General features: G+C 41.6%; 16 protein-coding genes, 3 pseudogenes and 1 riboswitch. Of the genes and pseudogenes, 12 read left to right on the forward strand and 7 right to left on the reverse strand.

Annotated features, from left to right (window positions below; genetic code table 11):
• Nucleotides 1–202 (forward strand): hypothetical protein (locus EI162_RS14625; protein WP_225736920.1); only part of this gene is annotated, 202 nt, incomplete at its 5' end.
• A gap of 81 nt (nt 203–283) precedes the next feature.
• On the opposite strand, the gene EI162_RS06465 is transcribed toward EI162_RS14625, so the two are convergent.
• On the reverse strand, nt 284–1,279 hold the full coding sequence (locus EI162_RS06465; RefSeq protein ID WP_192523578.1) for a diaminopimelate dehydrogenase: 996 nt from the start codon (nt 1,277–1,279) through the stop codon (nt 284–286).
• A gap of 404 nt (nt 1,280–1,683) precedes the next feature.
• Between EI162_RS06465 and EI162_RS06470 the strand changes: the two are divergent.
• From EI162_RS06470 to EI162_RS06480, 3 genes and pseudogenes are all read left to right on the forward strand, one after another.
• A pseudogene (locus tag EI162_RS06470) lies at nt 1,684–1,794 on the forward strand (GntR family transcriptional regulator); the annotation flags it as partial.
• A 186-nt stretch (nt 1,795–1,980) separates the two neighbouring features.
• Nucleotides 1,981–2,739: a tRNA pseudouridine(65) synthase TruC gene (gene truC / locus EI162_RS06475; RefSeq protein WP_192523588.1), complete on the forward strand. Its 759-nt coding sequence runs from the start codon at nt 1,981–1,983 to the stop codon at nt 2,737–2,739.
• A gap of 277 nt (nt 2,740–3,016) precedes the next feature.
• A pseudogene (locus EI162_RS06480) lies at nt 3,017–3,187 on the forward strand (integrase core domain-containing protein); the annotation flags it as partial.
• Nucleotides 3,188–3,317: 130 nt separating this feature from the next.
• On the opposite strand, the pseudogene EI162_RS06485 reads toward EI162_RS06480, so the two are convergent.
• A pseudogene (locus EI162_RS06485) lies at nt 3,318–3,437 on the reverse strand (subtype I-F CRISPR-associated endonuclease Cas1); the annotation flags it as partial.
• 628 nt (nt 3,438–4,065) lie between these two features.
• Here EI162_RS06485 and EI162_RS06490 point away from each other — a divergent pair.
• The 3 genes from EI162_RS06490 to EI162_RS06495 all read left to right on the forward strand — a co-directional run bounded on the left by EI162_RS06490 (nt 4,066) and on the right by EI162_RS06495 (nt 6,376).
• Nucleotides 4,066–5,190, forward strand: coding sequence for a Fic family protein (locus EI162_RS06490; protein WP_192523579.1), 1,125 nt, complete (start codon nt 4,066–4,068; stop codon nt 5,188–5,190).
• A 342-nt stretch (nt 5,191–5,532) separates the two neighbouring features.
• Nucleotides 5,533–5,883 carry an IS630 transposase-related protein gene (locus EI162_RS14630; RefSeq protein ID WP_025643996.1) on the forward strand — a complete coding sequence of 117 codons (351 nt, stop codon included), beginning with the start codon at nt 5,533–5,535 and terminating at the stop codon, nt 5,881–5,883.
• Nucleotides 5,870–6,376, forward strand: coding sequence for an IS630 family transposase (locus tag EI162_RS06495; protein ID WP_037058605.1), 507 nt, complete (start codon nt 5,870–5,872; stop codon nt 6,374–6,376). The genes EI162_RS14630 and EI162_RS06495 overlap by 14 nt, the downstream gene beginning before the upstream one ends.
• 117 nt (nt 6,377–6,493) lie before the next feature.
• On the opposite strand, the gene EI162_RS06500 is transcribed toward EI162_RS06495, so the two are convergent.
• The 5 genes from EI162_RS06500 to zigA all read right to left on the reverse strand — a co-directional run bounded on the left by EI162_RS06500 (nt 6,494) and on the right by zigA (nt 13,096).
• Nucleotides 6,494–7,978, reverse strand: a complete 1,485-nt coding sequence (locus tag EI162_RS06500; protein WP_192523580.1) for a PepSY-associated TM helix domain-containing protein — start codon at nt 7,976–7,978, stop codon at nt 6,494–6,496.
• Between the two features lie 134 nt (nt 7,979–8,112).
• A complete protein-coding gene (locus EI162_RS06505) occupies nt 8,113–8,991 on the reverse strand; it encodes a sulfite exporter TauE/SafE family protein (protein WP_192523581.1) in 879 nt (292 codons plus the stop codon).
• A 245-nt stretch (nt 8,992–9,236) separates the two neighbouring features.
• On the reverse strand, nt 9,237–9,812 hold the full coding sequence (locus tag EI162_RS06510) for a hypothetical protein (RefSeq protein WP_143516795.1): 576 nt from the start codon (nt 9,810–9,812) through the stop codon (nt 9,237–9,239).
• Between the two features lie 416 nt (nt 9,813–10,228).
• Nucleotides 10,229–11,158: a DMT family transporter gene (locus tag EI162_RS06515; protein WP_095570149.1), complete on the reverse strand. Its 930-nt coding sequence runs from the start codon at nt 11,156–11,158 to the stop codon at nt 10,229–10,231.
• A 114-nt stretch (nt 11,159–11,272) separates the two neighbouring features.
• A riboswitch (FMN riboswitch) is annotated at nt 11,273–11,437 on the reverse strand.
• A gap of 438 nt (nt 11,438–11,875) precedes the next feature.
• Complete coding sequence (zigA, locus tag EI162_RS06520; protein ID WP_192523582.1) at nt 11,876–13,096, reverse strand: zinc metallochaperone GTPase ZigA; 1,221 nt, start codon at nt 13,094–13,096, stop codon at nt 11,876–11,878.
• Nucleotides 13,097–13,523: 427 nt separating this feature from the next.
• On the opposite strand from zigA, the gene folE2 reads away from it, so the two are divergent.
• From folE2 to thrS, 5 genes are read left to right on the forward strand one after another with little or no spacing between them, the layout of a single operon-like run.
• A complete protein-coding gene (gene folE2, locus EI162_RS06525; protein ID WP_095570151.1) occupies nt 13,524–14,426 on the forward strand; it encodes a GTP cyclohydrolase FolE2 in 903 nt (300 codons plus the stop codon).
• Nucleotides 14,414–14,872, forward strand: coding sequence for a phosphoribosyl-AMP cyclohydrolase (gene hisI / locus EI162_RS06530; RefSeq protein ID WP_179288379.1), 459 nt, complete (start codon nt 14,414–14,416; stop codon nt 14,870–14,872). The genes folE2 and hisI overlap by 13 nt, the downstream gene beginning before the upstream one ends.
• Nucleotides 14,862–15,422, forward strand: coding sequence for a carbonate dehydratase (locus EI162_RS06535; RefSeq protein ID WP_095570153.1), 561 nt, complete (start codon nt 14,862–14,864; stop codon nt 15,420–15,422). Before hisI ends, EI162_RS06535 begins: the two co-directional genes overlap by 11 nt.
• On the forward strand, nt 15,412–16,767 hold the full coding sequence (locus EI162_RS06540; protein ID WP_095570154.1) for a dihydroorotase: 1,356 nt from the start codon (nt 15,412–15,414) through the stop codon (nt 16,765–16,767). The genes EI162_RS06535 and EI162_RS06540 overlap by 11 nt, the downstream gene beginning before the upstream one ends.
• Before the next feature lie 30 nt (nt 16,768–16,797).
• Nucleotides 16,798–18,732: a threonine--tRNA ligase gene (thrS, locus tag EI162_RS06545; protein ID WP_192523583.1), complete on the forward strand. Its 1,935-nt coding sequence runs from the start codon at nt 16,798–16,800 to the stop codon at nt 18,730–18,732.
• Nucleotides 18,733–18,776 lie beyond the last annotated feature (44 nt).

Genomic DNA, 18,776 nt, shown 5'->3' on the forward strand with positions numbered 1-18,776 from the left:
TTCTCTTTGTTGTGGTAAACAAGAGTGTAAGGCGTTGCTTATTTTTTTCAACTATTTCCCAATTCTATACAGCCCCTATACACTTGACTTTTTAATAATTCTGCAACTATTTGAAATATTTATCTTTTTTGGTATAAGTATTATCTTAACGATCAGCGTTACCCAAGCTAAAGTAGCGGCGCCAAAAATTAGACCACATTAAACCATAAAAAAAGCACCGAGCTTTAATGGCTGGGTGCTTTTTGTTTTTGGCTTAGAGCTTTTTCCATTATAGAGCTAGCGTTTACAGCAACTCTTTACGCAGCTGTGCCGGCGTCTTTGGCGACAACAAACCAGGGGCGACGTCGAGCACGGTTTTTGCACCAGTTTCGCCTGCCACGTTCATTTTATAGGCGGCGCGGGCGTAGGCCACGAGCACGCTGGCAGTAAACTCAGGGTTACTGCCGAGCTTTAATGAAAACTCCAACACTTGGTTGTTCTGCTCATTATCGAGGCCGCTGACGCCACTGCGAATGACGAAGCCACCGTGCGGCATCTTGCTGTGTTCAGACTCAAGAGTTTGCTCATCGATAAAGTGCACTGTGGTGTCGTAGTCAGCAAAATAATCCGGCATGGTTACTATGGCGTTGCGCACGGTATCGGCATCGGCGCCGTCTGCTAGCACGACATAACATTCGCGGGTGTGCTTTTCACGGGTACTGAGCGTGGGCTGTTCGCCTGCCCGTACGCGCGCCATGGCAGATTCTGAGGGCAGGGTATATTGCACGCCTGCCTGAACACCATCCACACGGCGTACCGCATCTGAGTGCCCTTGGCTTAAGCCTTTGCCCCAAAAGCTATAGGTTTCACCGACCGGTAGAATAGCTTCACCGTATAAGCGGTTGATAGAAAATAAACCGGGATCCCAACCTACGGACAGCATGGCGACTTTGCTGGCTTTTTTAGCAGGCGCGTCAAGCGCTTCGAAATATTCGGGGATTTTGGCGTGGGTATCGAAGCTGTCGACGATGTTAAATAAACTCGCAAGCGCAGGGCCTTGCTCGGGCAAATCAGACTTGGAGCCGCCACATAAGATCAGCACGTCTATGTCGTCTTTATATTGTGCAATATCGTCCATGGCGTAGACGGGTGCGCTATCGTCAATCAGGGTGACGGAGGCGGGATCTCGGCGGCTGAATACACCGACTAATTGCATGTCTGGACAGTGCTTGATGGCGGCTTGGGCGCCGCGGCCGAGGTTGCCGTAACCGGCGATGGCGACTCTAATTATTGATGTCATTATGATTAGCCTTACGTTGGTGTAGCGGACAGTCTGTTATTGCTAGTGTGAGATGTATCAAGTGATACCGGTGGTGCAATAAGGGTCTGCAGTAAGTCAGACTGTTATAAATTGATGTTCTGCAGAGGTAGCAGGTATTTTAGATGATTACTATTACGAGCGATAGCTTACTTTACATATTTGAAGCCATCTGTACAAAGCTACAGATTTAACCTCTATTATGTCAAGATAGGGTCGACCAAATATTATCATATGACGTTATACCATTCACAAAAATTAGAGTAGCAAGGAAAACGAGTGCAAGTGATGCTAAATACTTTCTGGTTATCCTTGATAAAAAAGGGTGGTATAGGTAATGATAATCAAGAAACTATATGATAGAGGTGGGCAATACTAAAAAAGAAAACTTAGTTAAAGTATGCCGCATTGCTAAGAACTTAGAAGGTGAGCCTATTGAATATAGAGAGTCATATGGGTTGGCAGAGAAGTTCAGTTATGAAATTAATATTATTTAGAGATTAGTAAAGGGCAAGGGCAGCAGTCAACTCATTTAGGCCACTTGATTCAAACCTCCCAAGTCAGTTTCTACAAAACTGACAGCATAGGTCAAAGACCTTTGTGCATGACTTGATAGGCTGCGATAAAAAGGATATATATAGCAGACATATAATTACAGTATCTAAAGTATGAGCACTGAAAACATGAATATCGAAAGCAACACCGCTAACCAAATAGACATCATCTATGAAGATGAGTTTCTGGTAGCGATTAATAAAGAGGCTGGTCTATTGGTGCATCGCAGTTGGCTGGATAAAGGCGAGACACGCTTTGCCATGCAACTCACCCGTGATGCGGTAGGTTGCCATGTATTTCCGGTGCATAGGTTAGATAAGCCCACCTCAGGCGTGTTGCTGTTTGCCAAAAGCCCAGCCGTGGCGCGTAGCCTTACTGAAGCTTTTACTGAACACAAAATTACCAAGCAGTACTTAGCCGTAGTGCGCGGCTTTATGCCAGAGCAGGGCACTGTTGATTATGCGTTGAGCTTTCAGCCCGATGCCATTGCCGATAAGTTTGCTGACTTGGACAAACCTGCTCAAGAAGCGGTGACACATTGGCAACGTTTGGCACAAGTTGAGCTGCCATTTGCGGTGTCAAAAAAGCATGACACTAGCCGCTATAGTCTCATGCGCTTAATACCTGAAACTGGACGAAAACATCAGCTACGTCGGCACATGAGGCATTTATTCCATCCTATAGTGGGTGATACCAGCCACGGCGACGGACGGCATAATCGATTTTTTCGTACGCAATATGGTTGCGCGCGCATGCTGTTGCACGCTCAGAGTTTAGCGCTCAGCCATCCAGTTACCGGTGAGCCATTGTTATTAAAAGCAGGATTGGATAGTCAATGGATACGCATTATGGAAGAGTTTTCTTGGATAAATAGCGCTGGAGATTAATCAGCGTAGGATTTATCTTAGAAAATTATATCAAAGGAGTCTCTAAGTTGGGAGTTGTTAATCAAGCAGCCTGACGAATAGCTGTTTATGTGAGGTACTCTCATTGGTTTAACGTGGTCCTAGTGGTATAAGCCATTCAGATTGTGATGGTGTATCAAAAAGTATGCTGATTAAAATTTAAACAATTATTGAAGCCTTAAAAGCCCTATAGGGTCAGAGAACGTAGCATAGGTTTCTTATTGACTTTTATCGCCAGCATACTTTTTAGAACACCACCGACTATTTAAAGGAGAACTGGACTGGCGTTAATGATGTTGAACTGGCAACCCTTGAATGGGTGGATTGGTTTAATAAAACACGATTGCATAGCACGATTGGATATGTATCACCTTTTGAATTTGAAAAGCGGTATTCTGATAATTTAATCCTGTCAGGCATGGCTGCCTGACTCAAGTAAATCACTCTCCGATATACTCGGGGCGGTTCAGTTTATCAGATCCAGCGAATTTCTAAGTCACCTGAGCGGTGATGAAGCAGATAACCAAGCCCGAGTTCGATAGAGCAGATTTCTAAGTCACTTTTTGCATGACGCGGCAATGCGAGAGATAGTAGATATTGGCGCGTTTAGAGTGCAGAATGGTCTTGAGATCAGAGGAGGCGAAGCTATTACCTGTATAGGGGTTAGTCGATTTAGCCATAGTAATTTCAGTAAAGTAAAACCTTATCTTAGGTATGGCTTTACCTTACTGGAATTATATTTGCAAAACAATGGATAGGATATCTTCTGCGACAACAGATGTCATTTTGGGATATAATAATTACCAGACAACTTAAGTTATCTGGCAACCCAGCAGGCGTCTAAAAAGTGGTCAATGGCAGTTACACAGAATCTGGGATGGTCTCTATTTTACGGACAAAAAAAGCCCCAGTCGTTAGACTGGGGCTTTCTAAATATTTGGTAGGCATAAGCAGATTCGAACTGCTGACCTCTACCATGTCAAAGTCGCTCGACCAAAATGCTTATTATGATAATATCTTACATTCATTGACCTTTATGGCCTGTAGATATTATACGATTGAATAATCACAATGTAAATTATAATAAAGTAAAATTTAACTCGTATTTGGGCACTGTATTTTTATAGTGTTTTTACCTCTACTCAAGCCCTTCTCAGAACAAAAAAAACTATGTTTGTTCGTTGAGAATCTATTCTTATTACGTCTGCTATGGTCGTTTTTGAATTTCTACGTATTGTTTCTACTGCTTATTCTCTGCATAATATAAGGAGATTACTGTTCTAATCTCTGCATATCTCTGGGGAACGTATGAAGCATACTACTTATATTCATGAGCACTCAAATTGGACTGAGTGGCAATGGTCGGACAAAAAGCTATTGCCACTCGTCAGTCGGGTGCGAATATTACAAGGTCGTTTATTAGGAAAATTGCTAACGCTAGGGTTTGAGTTAAATGTTGAGGCGCAATTAGATGCTGTGACTTTAGAGATTGTCAAAACCTCTGAGATAGAAGGGGAGTCTCTAAATAACGATCAAGTGCGTTCCTCAGTTGCGCGGCATTTAGGGCTGGATAATGCCAGTATGCCAACCACTACTCGTGAGATCGATGCCGTGGTAGAGATGATGCTAAGTGCTACCTATCGTTATCAACAGCCGCTATTGTTAGATGATTTACTCGGATGGCATCGAGCATTATTTCCAGATGGATATAGTGGGCTTTATCGTATTCAAACAGGTAGTATCCGTGATGATAGTAAAGGGCCAATGCAAGTAGTGTCTGGTGGGTATGGTCGCGAGCGGGTTCATTTTGTTGCCCCGAGTGCGGATAGGTTGCCAGATGAGTTAGACAGATTCTTATTGTGGTTTAATACTTCGTCAAATGAGCAAGATGCTATAGATTTAGTCATTAAAGCAGGTATTGCTCATTTATGGTTTGTGACTTTGCATCCATTTGATGATGGAAATGGACGACTAACACGAGCAATCACAGAACGAATGCTGGCAAAAAACGATAACAGTGCCCAGCGCTTTTATAGTATGTCAGCGCAAATTCTTAAACAGCGTAATGATTATTATAAAATACTAGAGCGCACGCAAAAGGGTGATACTGATATCTCGGATTGGTTGGTCTGGTTTTTACAAACATTAGAGCAAGCACTCATTGCTGCTCAAGAAACCACGGATAAAACTATTAGTAAGTCAGGCTTTTGGCAAACGCATCGACAGCACGCTTTGAATGATAGGCAAGTAAAAATGCTAAATACTTTGCTGACTGATTTTTATGGCAAACTTACCACTAAAAAATGGGCAACTATGACCAAATGCTCTATAGATACGGCACTACGAGATATCAATGATTTGATAGAGAAGGATATGATGCAAAAATCTGTAGCATCAGGACGTAGTACGAGTTATGAGTTGGTCTTATCATAAAAATTATATTGATCAAGTCTGTTATGACAGAAATAAAGTATTCGAATAAGCTGTAATGAATACGATCAACTCAATGATCTAATATGAGCGGTTTTTTTACAATAGAATATTTTAAGTAGTCTATTAATTAATTAACATTTTTTTGATATTTTCATATTTGGATGGAAGTAAACAGCAAATCAGAATTTTTTCAAAACGATAGTCTTCCAAGTTAATATTTATGGACTTGACTCCCTAAGTTTCATCTTACAGATTTGATGGTAATGACAGTCTGCTAAGTATAGTCAACCTTAAATAAAACCGATACAATATTCATAACTCATTCATTTAATGAAATAAACGATGACCTATTCAATCGACTTTCGCAAGCAAGTACTGCGTAGCATTAAAGACGGCATGACCATTCGAGAAGCCGCTGTTTTTTACCAGCTTAGCACAAGCTCGATCCACAGCTGGCAGCAGAGCTTAGTTCCTAAAACTACCAGAAATAAAGCACCGACTAAAATATCAAATGAAGCCTTATTGAAAGATGTTGAGCAGCATCCAGACGATTATATGTATGAGCGAGCACGGCGTTTAGGCTGTAGTAAATCAGGTATAGAAGCTGCATTAAAACGGTTGAGTATCACTCAAAAAAAAGACCTTAGAGCATCCAAAAGCATGTCCGATAAAAAGAGCGATATATCTAAGTAAGCTTGATCGCTTTACACAGCAAGGCTATCCCATTGTCTATATGGATGAAAGCGGCTTTGAGCACGAGACCATTCGTTCTCATGGCTATGCACCGGTTGGTAAACCTTGTATCGATAGCTACAATTGGCAAGCAAAAAAGCGTACGAATGTTATCGGTGCTCTGTATGAAAAGATGCTGTTTGCCATAGATTACTTCGAGCAGAACATTAACAGCACCATATTCTATGACTGGTGCAAATACACACTAATTCCAAGTCTCAAAACTAAATGCGTGATTGTGATGGATAATGCTCGGTTTCATAAAAACAAACGTATTCAAAAACTACTGAACAGGCACGGCCATCGTATTTTATGGCTGCCACCCTACAGTCCTGATCTGAATCCTATTGAGAAAAAATGGGCACAGGCTAAGTTTCTGCGCCAAGGGTGGATGCAGAATAATCTACCTAAACTGTTTTACGATATGGGTTGTTCCAGTTTTATTGTGGATTGACTATATTCATATAGATAGTTATTTTATTTAATACACTTCTTATAAAATCAAAGCTATTATAATAATTGCGATAGTTTAAACTATCGCAATTATTATAACTTTACTTTCGATAAAACTTTATTTCAATAATTTCTCTAAAACAGAAAAACGCGAAATAACCAAAAAATCTAACAACGCTATAACGATGATGGCGATGATTGCTGTGGGAAAGATTATTGCTACGACAATAAGAATAATCGCTAACCATGTTGGTATCGATCTCTTAATACCGCGTGCTGGTGGGTTTAACCCGATAACCTCCTGAGTATTAGGCCTACGTTGCCACCACATCACATAACCACTGATGCAGATACCGATGACTGCTAGGCAAAACAGTACGTTAGCGAGTATGCTCCACCACCCAAGCGTTCCCATATGTAGGGCAATACCTGCTGCCATAAACTTCCCAAACGCGTTGTAGTCATCATAGCGAATATCTGCCAATACTTTACCCGAGTAACGGTCGATATGTACAGTACGGTCAGCTGTGGGACTGTGCATATCATAGCTCATAGAATCTTGGCTGAGTGTCCAAACGCTTGTGCTATCTTGCGGTACGTTCATATGGTAGCGGCCTGTAAACCCTATTTCTCGTGCATACTTATCCACTGTATCTATATTGATCGGTAGGTTCGGGGCGATACCATCTTTGCCCTTGGTCGTACCAGAGATTGGCATTGGCGTCAGCTCAAGTACCCAAGGCACTTCCTTACTGCTACCTGTATTTAAAACGCTACCATGTGTTGGTGTGCTATCTGAACCATGAACATGCGGGGCAGCTTCGCTCATGTCCATGCCCGCATGAGGATCATCAGGATTGATCGAAGTCGGTACAGGGGCTACACCCCATTTTCCAGCAGGAAACTGACTCCATGCCTGTACCATTTTGCCACCCCAAATACCTGCCCATGCCATGCCAGAAATACAAAAAAACAGCAACACAATCGATATCCAGCTACCCAGTGTGGCGTGAATGGTGCGAAAGAACGAGCGTTTTTGTTTCAGGCTCGTCCCTTCATCAGGGACTAGCATGGCTTTGACAGATTTGCGTTTTTGCCACCACAAATACCAACCCGTTAGGATCATCAGGATGGTCAATGCCGCCGTGGTTTCTTGGATATAATCTCCTACCGTTCCTAACAGCAGATCTCCATGAATCGCATCAAAAGTGTGATACAAATTACTTTTCGTTGGTATGCTTTTGACGATATCTGCCGTATAAGGATCAATAGCCACCATATTATCTTGACTGTCTGATCGTACTTGAAACAGCGCAACGGTATCAGGCTCTCGGGGCGCGATGTATTTTATGAGTGCGCTGTCAGGCGTGCTTTCAAGCGCCGCTTTGGCTTGAGTGGAAACAGACATTTGTACCGTAGTCTGCGGGGTAATGGTCAAGCGATCGTAATCTCGGCCCGTCGTATTAGACATCAGCAGCATGCCAAGCGCAGTACAAGCAAGAATAATCAAAAAAGGAGCAATAAAAATCCCTGAATAAAAGTGCCAACGCCACACGGTAAAGTAATGCTGAGAATTTTTTGGTTTCTGATCTTGTCTACTCATCAGTAGATCCTTAAATAATAATGGGCTATATGGCTCTGCTCTTAAGGCGACGCTCATCATCTTACGTCTTGTAATTTAAGCCTTACGATTTAAACAGTGACAAGCGCTAGAAGCAGAGTCAGGCTGTGTCGTTTTCAGTGCTCGTGATTCATTTGCTCATGGTTCATTTGCTCGTGATTCATTTGCTCGTGATTCATTTGCTCATGATTCATTTGCTCATGATTCATATGCCCGTGATCCATATGCCCGTGATCCATATGCCCGTGATCCATATGCCCGTGATCCATATGCCCGTGATCCATATGCCCGTGATCCATATGCCCGTGATCCATATGTCCATGCATGTTTGCCATGATGATGGGTACAGCGATAACCGCCAGTCCCGATATCATCATAATCGCGCCATTTAATTGCCGTAGACGCAGACGCCCAATATGATGGCGTACCCAATTGACTGTTTCATGAGTAGCAACCAGCATAGGAATAGTCCCAAGCCCGAAAGCAAACATCAAAACAGCGCCTGTTAGGGGATCATGACCTACAACGGCAATGAGTAATGCACCATATACAAGACCGCATGGTAAAAAGCCCCAGAGCAAACCCGCTGCTAGTGCGCGAGGAACCGTATTTAAGGGAAACACTTTTGTGCGTAGCGGTGCTAGTGCTTGCCATAAGCGCATACCAAATCGCTCAAGCTTGTTCAAAAAAGGTAGACCGAGCATCGTCAGCCCCACAAAAACCAATACCAATCCAAGTAGAATTCGAGGTGTACTATTACCCATCATTAATGGTGCCAGTATGGTTGTACCAATCAAACCAGCGACCAATCCTAGTAGCGTATAACTGAGTAATCGGCCCAGATGATAAGTGGCTATAAGACCGCGCTTTTTTGCTGGGCTGATGTCTTTCATAGATAGTCCAAACGCTGCGACGATCCCACCACACATACCCAAGCAATGCGGTGAACCAAAAAATCCCATTAACAACGCTGCTGTTAACAATGCCATAGTCATAAACATGACTCCTAAAACATAATTGAATCAGTTATTCAGTTTTTTGCAACAACATACAATCCAAGCCACTTACGAGCTTAGATGAGATACTTACTGAATAGGTACTGATATAAATAAATAGCATTTCAAGCCCAATATTTTGGGCAAACGAGTACAAGCCAATCAATCAAAGCAATAAGTAAGCTTATTGATTGATAGCAAGTTATCAATGCACCAATAAAGTATTGAACTATGAATGTTTAAGGTTATTGAAATATGACTTGAGGGGGAGCGCGGGTGAGAGGCCGTAGAAAATGACTAGGATAGTGAGTGGTTGAGTGATATAAAAACGCGACTAATACGGCGGGCAACTCAAACAAAGCAGAGTCAGTGTGTGCAAACACTTTTGGTGTAAGCACCGCCGTCATAGAAAGACAAATATCACAGCTAGAATGTTTTACAGTATCTGGATCAGAGCTTTCAGCGTGATGCTTGCTATGTAATTGTTTTGACGACAGTTCTGTGTGGGTATTTACTGTTGAAGTCGATGATAAGGAATTCGAAACGGTATGATGGTGCAGATGATAAGCTGCGCTATCATCAGGCATATTGTGTGCGGTATAAGTAATATCAGCCTGTATTTGCTCATACTGCTTAGCGGTTGATACAACAGGTGCAAGCTGAATACAAATGCCGTGACCTAAATGGGCATTATCATCCCATAGAGGCGTCAGCAACATTGAGACATGCATGATCCAGGCAAAGCACGCAAGCAGCATGCCAAACCATAACGTTACTGGTGATGAGTGTCGTAGAGTGAGCGTTCGCCACTTAATAAGCATGGGATTATCATCTGTCACCAGATATTTTTACACAGGTAACATTCATAGAGAGAACAGATGTTTTCTAGCAAAATATTCTAACATAAACACAAAGAACGCTATTTTATGACAGTTAATCAGATATTTACAAGGGTTATAACACTAGATTATAGCAATCCAGGGACTGCATATGCACGGTTGCAAATAAAATCACGTCAAAGTAGGCTGAAGAAAGTGCCTAGGATTATTTTCTCTCGTATATATTTATTTTATTGATTTGTAACTATAAATCATGATTCTCTTAATCATAATAAACCTCTCATCGAATCGTTAGTTTACCAAGTATACCTCTACGGTTTGTTTAGCATAGCTAAACAGCACAAAAAAATCAGTCAACCTAGTTTTTTGTGCTGTACGTGGCTCATATGTCGCAGTTTTTATTGCATCACAGGGCTTAAGTCATTTCTTCTTGGGTTTTTCATGCGCAGGCCGATATTGCCGAGTATCAGCATCATGCCACCAATGATTTGGTAGCCCGTCAGCCCCATGTCGAGGAAGACCCAGTTGATCAGGGCTGCGAAGGCGGGGAAAGACAACTCGGCCAAGGTAGCTAGTTGTGCGGGGATCGTTTTCAAGCCTTGGTAGTAAAACCACATACCAATAAAGCCACTTAGTAAGGCCATGACGACAATAAGACTCAAATCTATCGATGTCATCATGGATAATTCATCTGAATGCGCCAATGCTATGGGTAAGAGCACTAACAGCCCAGCAAAAAATCGACCCGACATGATGGCATTCGCCGGTATATGCTGATGGGACAAATACTTACCGCATACAGTGGTAGCGCCCCATGCGATCACCGCAATTAGCGTGTAACCGTAGCCTTTGAACAGACTTATCGTATCGCTTGAATAGTGCCATTGAGCGTTGCCTAACGCGCGTAAATCTGGCCACATCATCACAAAGCTGCCCAGTAAAATGACCGCCGCCCATTGTAAAAAATGCCCTTCAATATGCTCTTTCAGTAACCAATAGGCCAGTAAAATAGCAACGATAGGCTGAAGCTTTTGCAGTAAAATAACGATAGTAGGATTCAAGTAATGGAACGCTTCGGTAAACGCTAAGGTACCTATAGCCGAGCCAATGCCGCCAATAAAAAACAAACTTGAAAATCCGCTGATAGACATATGACGATAAACATGGCGGTAACGCCACAACATGGGGCTGACAAATAATACCAGCGTAATGTGTTCGATAAGAACGATTTGCAAGGTTGAATAACCGGAGCTTAACAACGGGTAGCGGATTAAGGTATCCAATGCCCACATAAAACACGCGATCATGATAAAAAATGTTCCTGCCATCTTGATTTTCTCCAATCAATAAGATGAACAGGGGTGATGAGAATAAATAGTACCAAGCTCCACGTTTAAAAAAGCACATATAAAGCTCCTATTACTAGGAGCATCAAAAGCTTGGTCGATCTTCTATCATCCGGACTGTAACCGTCGGCTCTGGCATCTCACCAGATCTGCTGACCCTTGTTCACAAGGAACAAGGCGCTCGCGGGCTGTTTAGCTGGATGATATCACCCAAGAAAAAATACCGCCGGTGGGGAATTTCGCCCCGCCCCGAAGTTCGATTAATGTAAATTTACGTATTTAACTCTAAATCCATGTCACTCATTAGGCAGTAATTAATAGGCTCTTTAAACCCATCAAGGGCGCAAAAATCTGACTGCCATGCCAACACTTTGGTTATAAATAAAATTTTTCCGTAAGTAAAATCCAGACCTCAAACACGACAATTAAAAACCAATAATAACTATATCTCTTGCGAAAGTACTGTTGTATTGACTTTAAATAACGGAACTTCAACGGCTAGCGCTGACTCATGCAAAAGATCTATTACCATACTTCATTGATTATTAAATGTGTAAAAGACATAAGCCGATAAGCTTATGTCTTGTTTTATGAGCATCTAAAAAAATCAGGAACGGATTTCAAATACATTTTCAATGGTGGCAACAACATGTCCATGACTTGCTTAAACATGTCTAAATACTACGAAGACTTAAAAAATTAAGCTATTAAGTCAGTCCACTCTATAAATGGATTATCCATCAATTTCCAATGTTCAGGACCTTCTGCCATTTCTTCATCATTAAGCAAGCAATTATTGAACTTATCAATAAGATTTGACTCATCCATCTCCATGCCTATTAGCACAATCTCTTGACGCGCATCGCCTGTACTCGTGTCCCAATTACTTTCTATGATGTCACGGTTTTGCTGATCTTGTGGCCATTGCTCTTCAGGAATGGTTGCCCACCAATATCCAGCTAGACCATGTCTAGCCATCGCGCCCGCTTGTGACCAAGAACCTGCCAGTTTGGGATGAGATGCTAGCCAAAAAAAACCTTTAGATCGAATCACACCTTTCCACTCTGTATTAATAAAATCGTAAAACCGCTGCGGATGAAAGGGGCGTCTAGCACGATAAACAAAACTACTGATGCCATACTCTTCCGTTTCAGGTGTATGTTCCCCTCTAAGCTCTTTTAGCCAACCTGGTGCTTCAGAGGCTTCATCAAAATCGAATAAATTTGTGTTCAACAACTTATCTAAATCTACTTGACCAAATTGAGAAATTTCAATATTAGCTCGCGGATTTAACGAGTGAATAATTGCCAGCAATCTTTCTTTTTCAGCATCTGAAATCAAATCAATTTTATTCAACACAATGACGTCACAAAATTCGATTTGATCAATCAATAAGTCGACCACGGTGCGTTGGTCCTCCTCACCCAATGATTCGCCTCGAGACTGTATACTGTCATAAGAGCTATAGTCCTTTAAAAAATTAAAGGCATCAACGACGGTCACCATGGTGTCTAGACGGGCAAACTCACTGAGAGAAAAACCATCATCATCTTCAAAAGTAAAGGTTTCCGCAACAGGTAATGGTTCAGAAATGCCAGTTGATTCGATAACCAGTTGATCAAAACGATTGTCTTCTGCCAGACGTCGCACTTCTATCAATAAATCTTCTCGTAAAGTGCAGCAAATACAGCCATTACTCATTTCTACGAGTTTTTCATCGGTTCTGGACAACTCAGCTCCACCTTCTCTAACCAATGCTGCGTCAATATTTACCTCAGACATATCATTTACGATAACGGCAATGCGTCTACCTTCACGATTATTCAAAATATGATTGAGTAGCGTAGTTTTACCTGCGCCCAAAAACCCGGACAACACAGTCACAGGCAGTTTTTTTTCGATGGCTAAGGAATTACTCATTGGCTCTCTCTTCTCTATCAATTTATATAAGGGTTATAAAAAATACTTGAAAAATATAGGTACGTAAGATTATGAAAAATAAAAAGCATATCGATTGGTTGCGTTTTTGTCTTAAATGGTGCGAGACAAACAAGGTAAGGATTTACTAAGGTGGTCAGGACCCCAAGTTTGGTAACCAGCACTAGCGGTATGAATTTGCTTAAAACTATAAACCTTAAGTCACATGTTTAACGCCGCTCCTTTCTCCTACCAGAACGTACAAAATCTTTTTTTAGCTTCTAAAATTTATATTGCTTCTAATGTATCTAGCACCTCACTACCTATACGGAAATTTGTATAGGTGAAACAGTAAACATCACTATAGTTGCCAAATATCTTGTAATGTTATAACATAACAATGAATAATTCAACTGAGTTCTAAATATTAATGATTAACGATCTTCCTGATATCTCTGAAAACCTAAATGTAGCACCACATTCTTCTTGTTTAGACTGGGTTGGCATGGAGAATATTGCCTTACCTATTTACATAGAAAATACGCTTTGCCCAAGTCAAGTCAATGCTTTCGTGAGCTTAGATGACCCTGCTGTCAAAGGGATTCACATGTCTAGGCTATACATTCGCCTACTAGAATTAGTCAAATTAAAAATACTCAATTTTTCGCACCTCAAAGACACATTGCAAGATTTCCTCAAGAGTCACGAAGGCTTATCTAGCAATGCAAAACTACATATAAAAAGTCAGCTATATGTCGAGCGTCCCGCATTGATCAGTCCGCTGACTGGCTGGAAAAGCTACCCTTTTGAGCTGGTCTGCCAGCTCATTGATCAGCAATTTTTCTTTGAGGTTCAAGTTGAGATCCCGTATTCATCTACTTGTCCTTGTTCGGCTGCCTTATCACGTAGTTTGATTCAGCAGCAGTTTCAAAAAGCATTGTCAGAGAAACGATTTGATCTGACCAATTCAGAAGAAGTTATCGATTGGTTAGGGACTACCGAGGCGATTGTTGCAACCCCGCATAGTCAGCGTAGCGTGGCCCAATTAAGGTTTAAGGTCTCAACTGAGTTAGCTGAACTGCCACTCATCGCAATCATTGACCAAGCAGAACACGCCCTTGCGACACCTGTGCAAACAGCGGTAAAACGGGTAGATGAACAAGCTTTTGCACTGGCAAATGGACAAAACTTGATGTTCTGTGAAGATGCCGTACGGCGGTTACGTCATACATTCTTAGACTATGCCAATATTTTAGGATTTAAATTCAAAGTCATTCATGCAGAAAGCCTGCATGCACATGACGCTGTTGCAGAAGGTTCATGGCAATGGTGAACGCAAGCACGTCTATTTTCTTAGCAATGGAACATGGCAAAAAAGGTCAAAAGTACTGCTTTGATAAGGTGATGAAGCAGATTCCTTGGAATGAGCAAGGCTTGATAGCAGCGATTGCACAAGATGCCCAAACTAAAGAAGTATTAATGTTGGCTTGGGTCAATGCCGAAACGCTCATAGAAACCTTAACCACTAAAAGAGTCTGCTACTGGTCGCGTTCGAGACAAACTTTATGGCGCAAAGGAGAAAGCTCTGGTTATCACCAGCAGCTTATCGATGCCAAATTAGATTGTGATGGAGATGCTGTTTTATTTTCAGTTCAGCAACATGGCCCCGCCTGTCACACCTTGCGACCCAGTTGTTTTTATCTAGGCTTAGAATTGACACAAGTATCAATCTTAAGCAATCCTTTATCCAATACCAATAAGATATCTTATGATTCGTAAAAACCCATCCGGCGACCTTCCTATCATCGATCAAACGGCCTATGTCGATCAAACGGCTATTATTTGCGGCAAAGTTATTATTCATGCCAATGTCTTCATTGGGCCTTATGCTGTTATCCGCGCTGATGAAGTGGATGCACAAGGTGAAATGGAACCTATTATTATCGGTGCTAATTCAAACATTCAAGATGGAGTAGTTATTCACTCCAAAGCTGGGGCCGCTGTCACCATTGGAGAAAACTCTTCTATTGCTCATCGCTCTATCATTCATGGGCCTTGTAAGATTGGACATCATGTCTTTATAGGATTCAATAGTGTCTTGTTCAATTGCAGAGTCGGTAATAGAAGTGCAGTGAGACACAATGCCGTTGTGGATGGACAAGACTTACCTGATAACTTTTATGTTCCTGCTATCAGTCATATTCACCCCACCACTAACTTAAGTGACTTTCCACCTATGGATGTATCGCTTAATGAGTTTTCAGAAAGTGTGGTAAATGCCAATATCGAGCTGGTGCAAGGATACAAGGCCTTACAAAATGAATTTTAGCAACCTTCCAAAAATCATCATCCGCAATGCTGTCATTGTGAATGAAGGCATTCGGGAAATGGCTGATGTACTGATAGAAAATGGTCGTATCGAAAAAATACAGCCTAGTATTACCGGTGTTTCTCGTGCAGAAAATATCGATGCAGAAGGTGGCTGGCTCATTCCAGGTATGATTGATGATCAAGTGCATTTTAGAGATCCAGGGGCACCGCAAAAAGGCACTGTAAAATCAGAGTCGATGGCGGCGGCGATTGGTGGTATCACAAGCTATATGGATATGCCCAATACGCAGCCTGCGACACTAGATTTGCAAGCATTACAGCAAAAGAAGTTAAATGCCGCAACACATAGCATGGCAAATTACGCCTTTCACTTCGGTGTCAGTGCCGATAATATTGATATTGTCGAAAACCTAGACCCTAAGCTTGTTAGTGGCGTTAAAGTTTTTATGGGAGCGTCTACAGGCAATATGCTGGTCGACGACCCGCAAACCCTAGAACGCCTATTTTCGAATGTGCCTACTATTTTGTTGACGCATTGTGAATCAACGCCTCGTATCAAAATGCGCGAGCAACAGTATAAAGAAAAATACGGTGCCGACATTCCTGCCGTCATGCATGGCCGTATTCGTGATAAACAAGCCTGCTTTGAAAGCTCAAGTATGGCGGTTGCACTGGCTGAAAAATATGGTACTCAGCTACACGTATTACATATCACCACAGCTAAAGAGATTTGTCTGTTTAAAAACCTACCACTCGATAAAAAGTATATTACCGCTGAAGTTTGTGTGCATCATTTAAGTTTTGATGATACTGATTATGAAATGCTAGGACATCTCATCAAATGTAATCCAGCCATCAAAACAGTACAGGACCGTCAAGCATTGATTCAAGCGATCTCAGAGTCTAACCGTTTGGATATTATTGGTACTGACCACGCACCGCATACTTGGCAGGAAAAGCAGCAAAGTTACTTCAATGCCCCAGCTGGATTGCCCCTTGTACAACATGCCTTGCCTGCGTTGATGGAATTGGTTGAGGACAAACAGATGAACATCGAAACCATGGTACGCAAGACATCGCATCAAGTGGCAGACTTGTTTCGCATTAAAGACCGAGGCTATATACGCGAAGGATATTGGGCTGATTTGGTATTACTCAAAGAAAATAAAGAAAAAGTCATGGTCAGTGACACTCGTAATTATATGCACTGTAACTGGACGCCTTTTGCACATAAAGCTTTTCGATATTCTGTAGACACCACCATCATCTCAGGGCAACTTGCATGGCATAAAAACCAGCTGTTCCCAAACTGCCGTGGTCAATCTCTTGAAATCGACCGTTAATCACCATAATTATTAATTGCCAGATTACTTATGAATATCCAAATAATTAGTCACCAAAATGCTCAGCAACTTTCAATTGAAGACCCTATATCGATCGCTACCTTATTAGAAACCTATAAACCGCCTGGTTATAAAAAAGTGTTTTTGGCGAAAGTTGGTAGCCGATATGTTGATTTGCAACATCTCATAACTGAAGACTGCCACATCCAGCTTATCACGTCTCAAGATGACGAGGCTTCAATGCTTCAACGTGATTCATTTGCTTATCTTCTTGTGAAATCAGTTTTAAACTTACACCCAAATGCCAAGCCCATACAGTATCAAACCACAGATACTGGTTTTTATTATGATTTTGCAGAGACGCCTAATTTTAACGAAGATCACCTCAATGACATATCAAACGGCATGCAAAATATTGTTCAACAAAAGCAGCCCATAGTAGGTCGTGACGTCTCTCTAACTGATGCTATTGCTTACTTCGGCTCAGAAAACCCACTTAAATCAGAACATTTAAAACAGTATAGAGAACAAAGCGAGTCAATAACGACCTTATTTCAACCACTTGATGATAGTGTGAATGATATCTATATATTCCCTTTGGTTGCTAACACCTCATTTTTGCCAAACTTCAAAATCACTCATGTATCAGGTGCCTATTGGCAAGGTGATGCAAGTCAGCCTATGTTGCAACGAATCTATGTCACTTGCTGGGCTACTCGAAAACAACTGACCGATTATCTGAAGCAACAAGAAGAAGCAGCAAAAAGAGATCACAGAAAATTATCACAGCAACTGGACCTGTTACATTTTGACGAACGAGCACCAGGAGCTGTTTTTTGGCATGCGAAAGGTTGGAAAATATTTCAATTACTGACGGGATATTTACGCCATCAGCAGGAAGAGGCAGGGTATATTGAGGTCAATACACCAGACGTTATGGATAGAGAGCTATGGGAGATTTCAGGACATTGGCAAAACTATAAACAGCAAATGTTTGCGGTAGAGACACCTGATGAAAAAACCTACGCGTTAAAACCAATGAGCTGTCCTGGTGCTGTTTGTCTCTACGGTCATGATTTAAAAAGCTATAGAGAGTTACCACTTAAAATGGCGGAATTTGGTAAAGTTCACCGTTATGAGCCTTCAGGATCACTGCACGGCTTAATGCGAGTTCGACATTTTACTCAGGACGATGCGCACATATTTTGTACCAAAGACCAGCTCCTATCAGAGTGTGTCAGTACCATCCGCTTGATTTATAAAATCTACCAGCATTTTGGGTTTGACAATATTTCTATCAAAGTATCTACTCGTCCAAAAAATAGAATAGGGTCTGAGCAAACATGGGATTTTTTAGAACAGACGCTCATTCAATCTTTGCAAGACATTGATATCGCCTATGAGGTCAGTGAAGGAGAAGGTGCATTTTATGGACCTAAAATTGAATTTACGCTAAAAGATGCGATCGGTAGAGAATGGCAATGTGGCACCATTCAAGTAGATTTAAACCTCCCAGAGCGCTTTGATCTCAGCTATATTAACGAAGATAATCAGAAACAGAAACCGGTCATGCTACACCGCGCTATATTCGGTTCACTTGAACGGTTTATCGGCATTTTGATTGAGCACTACGCAGGTCACCTACCTTTTTGGCTTGCGCCTGTCCAAGTTATGATAATAACTATTTCTGAACACCAACAGATTTATGCCCAGCAAGTCTTGAAGCAACTACAGAATTTATCATTGCGAGTAGAGTGTGACTTTGGTAAGGATAAACTTGGTTATAAAATTCGCAAGCATACCTTACAAAAAGTACCGTTTCTTTTATTGATTGGAGAAAAAGAGTTGGAGGAATCTAGCGTTAGAGTCCGCACCAGTAAAGGTATGGACTTGGGATTATTGCAAATGGATGAATTAGAAAAGTTTCTTAGACAAGCCATGGTGAGTCAAAATGAAAATAGATAAATTATCGTTTATATGTGTTTTCTTCGCTGATTTTAAAAATGGGT

The organism is Psychrobacter sp. FME6 (genome assembly GCF_014861365.1).
GTDB lineage: Bacteria > Pseudomonadota > Gammaproteobacteria > Pseudomonadales > Moraxellaceae > Psychrobacter.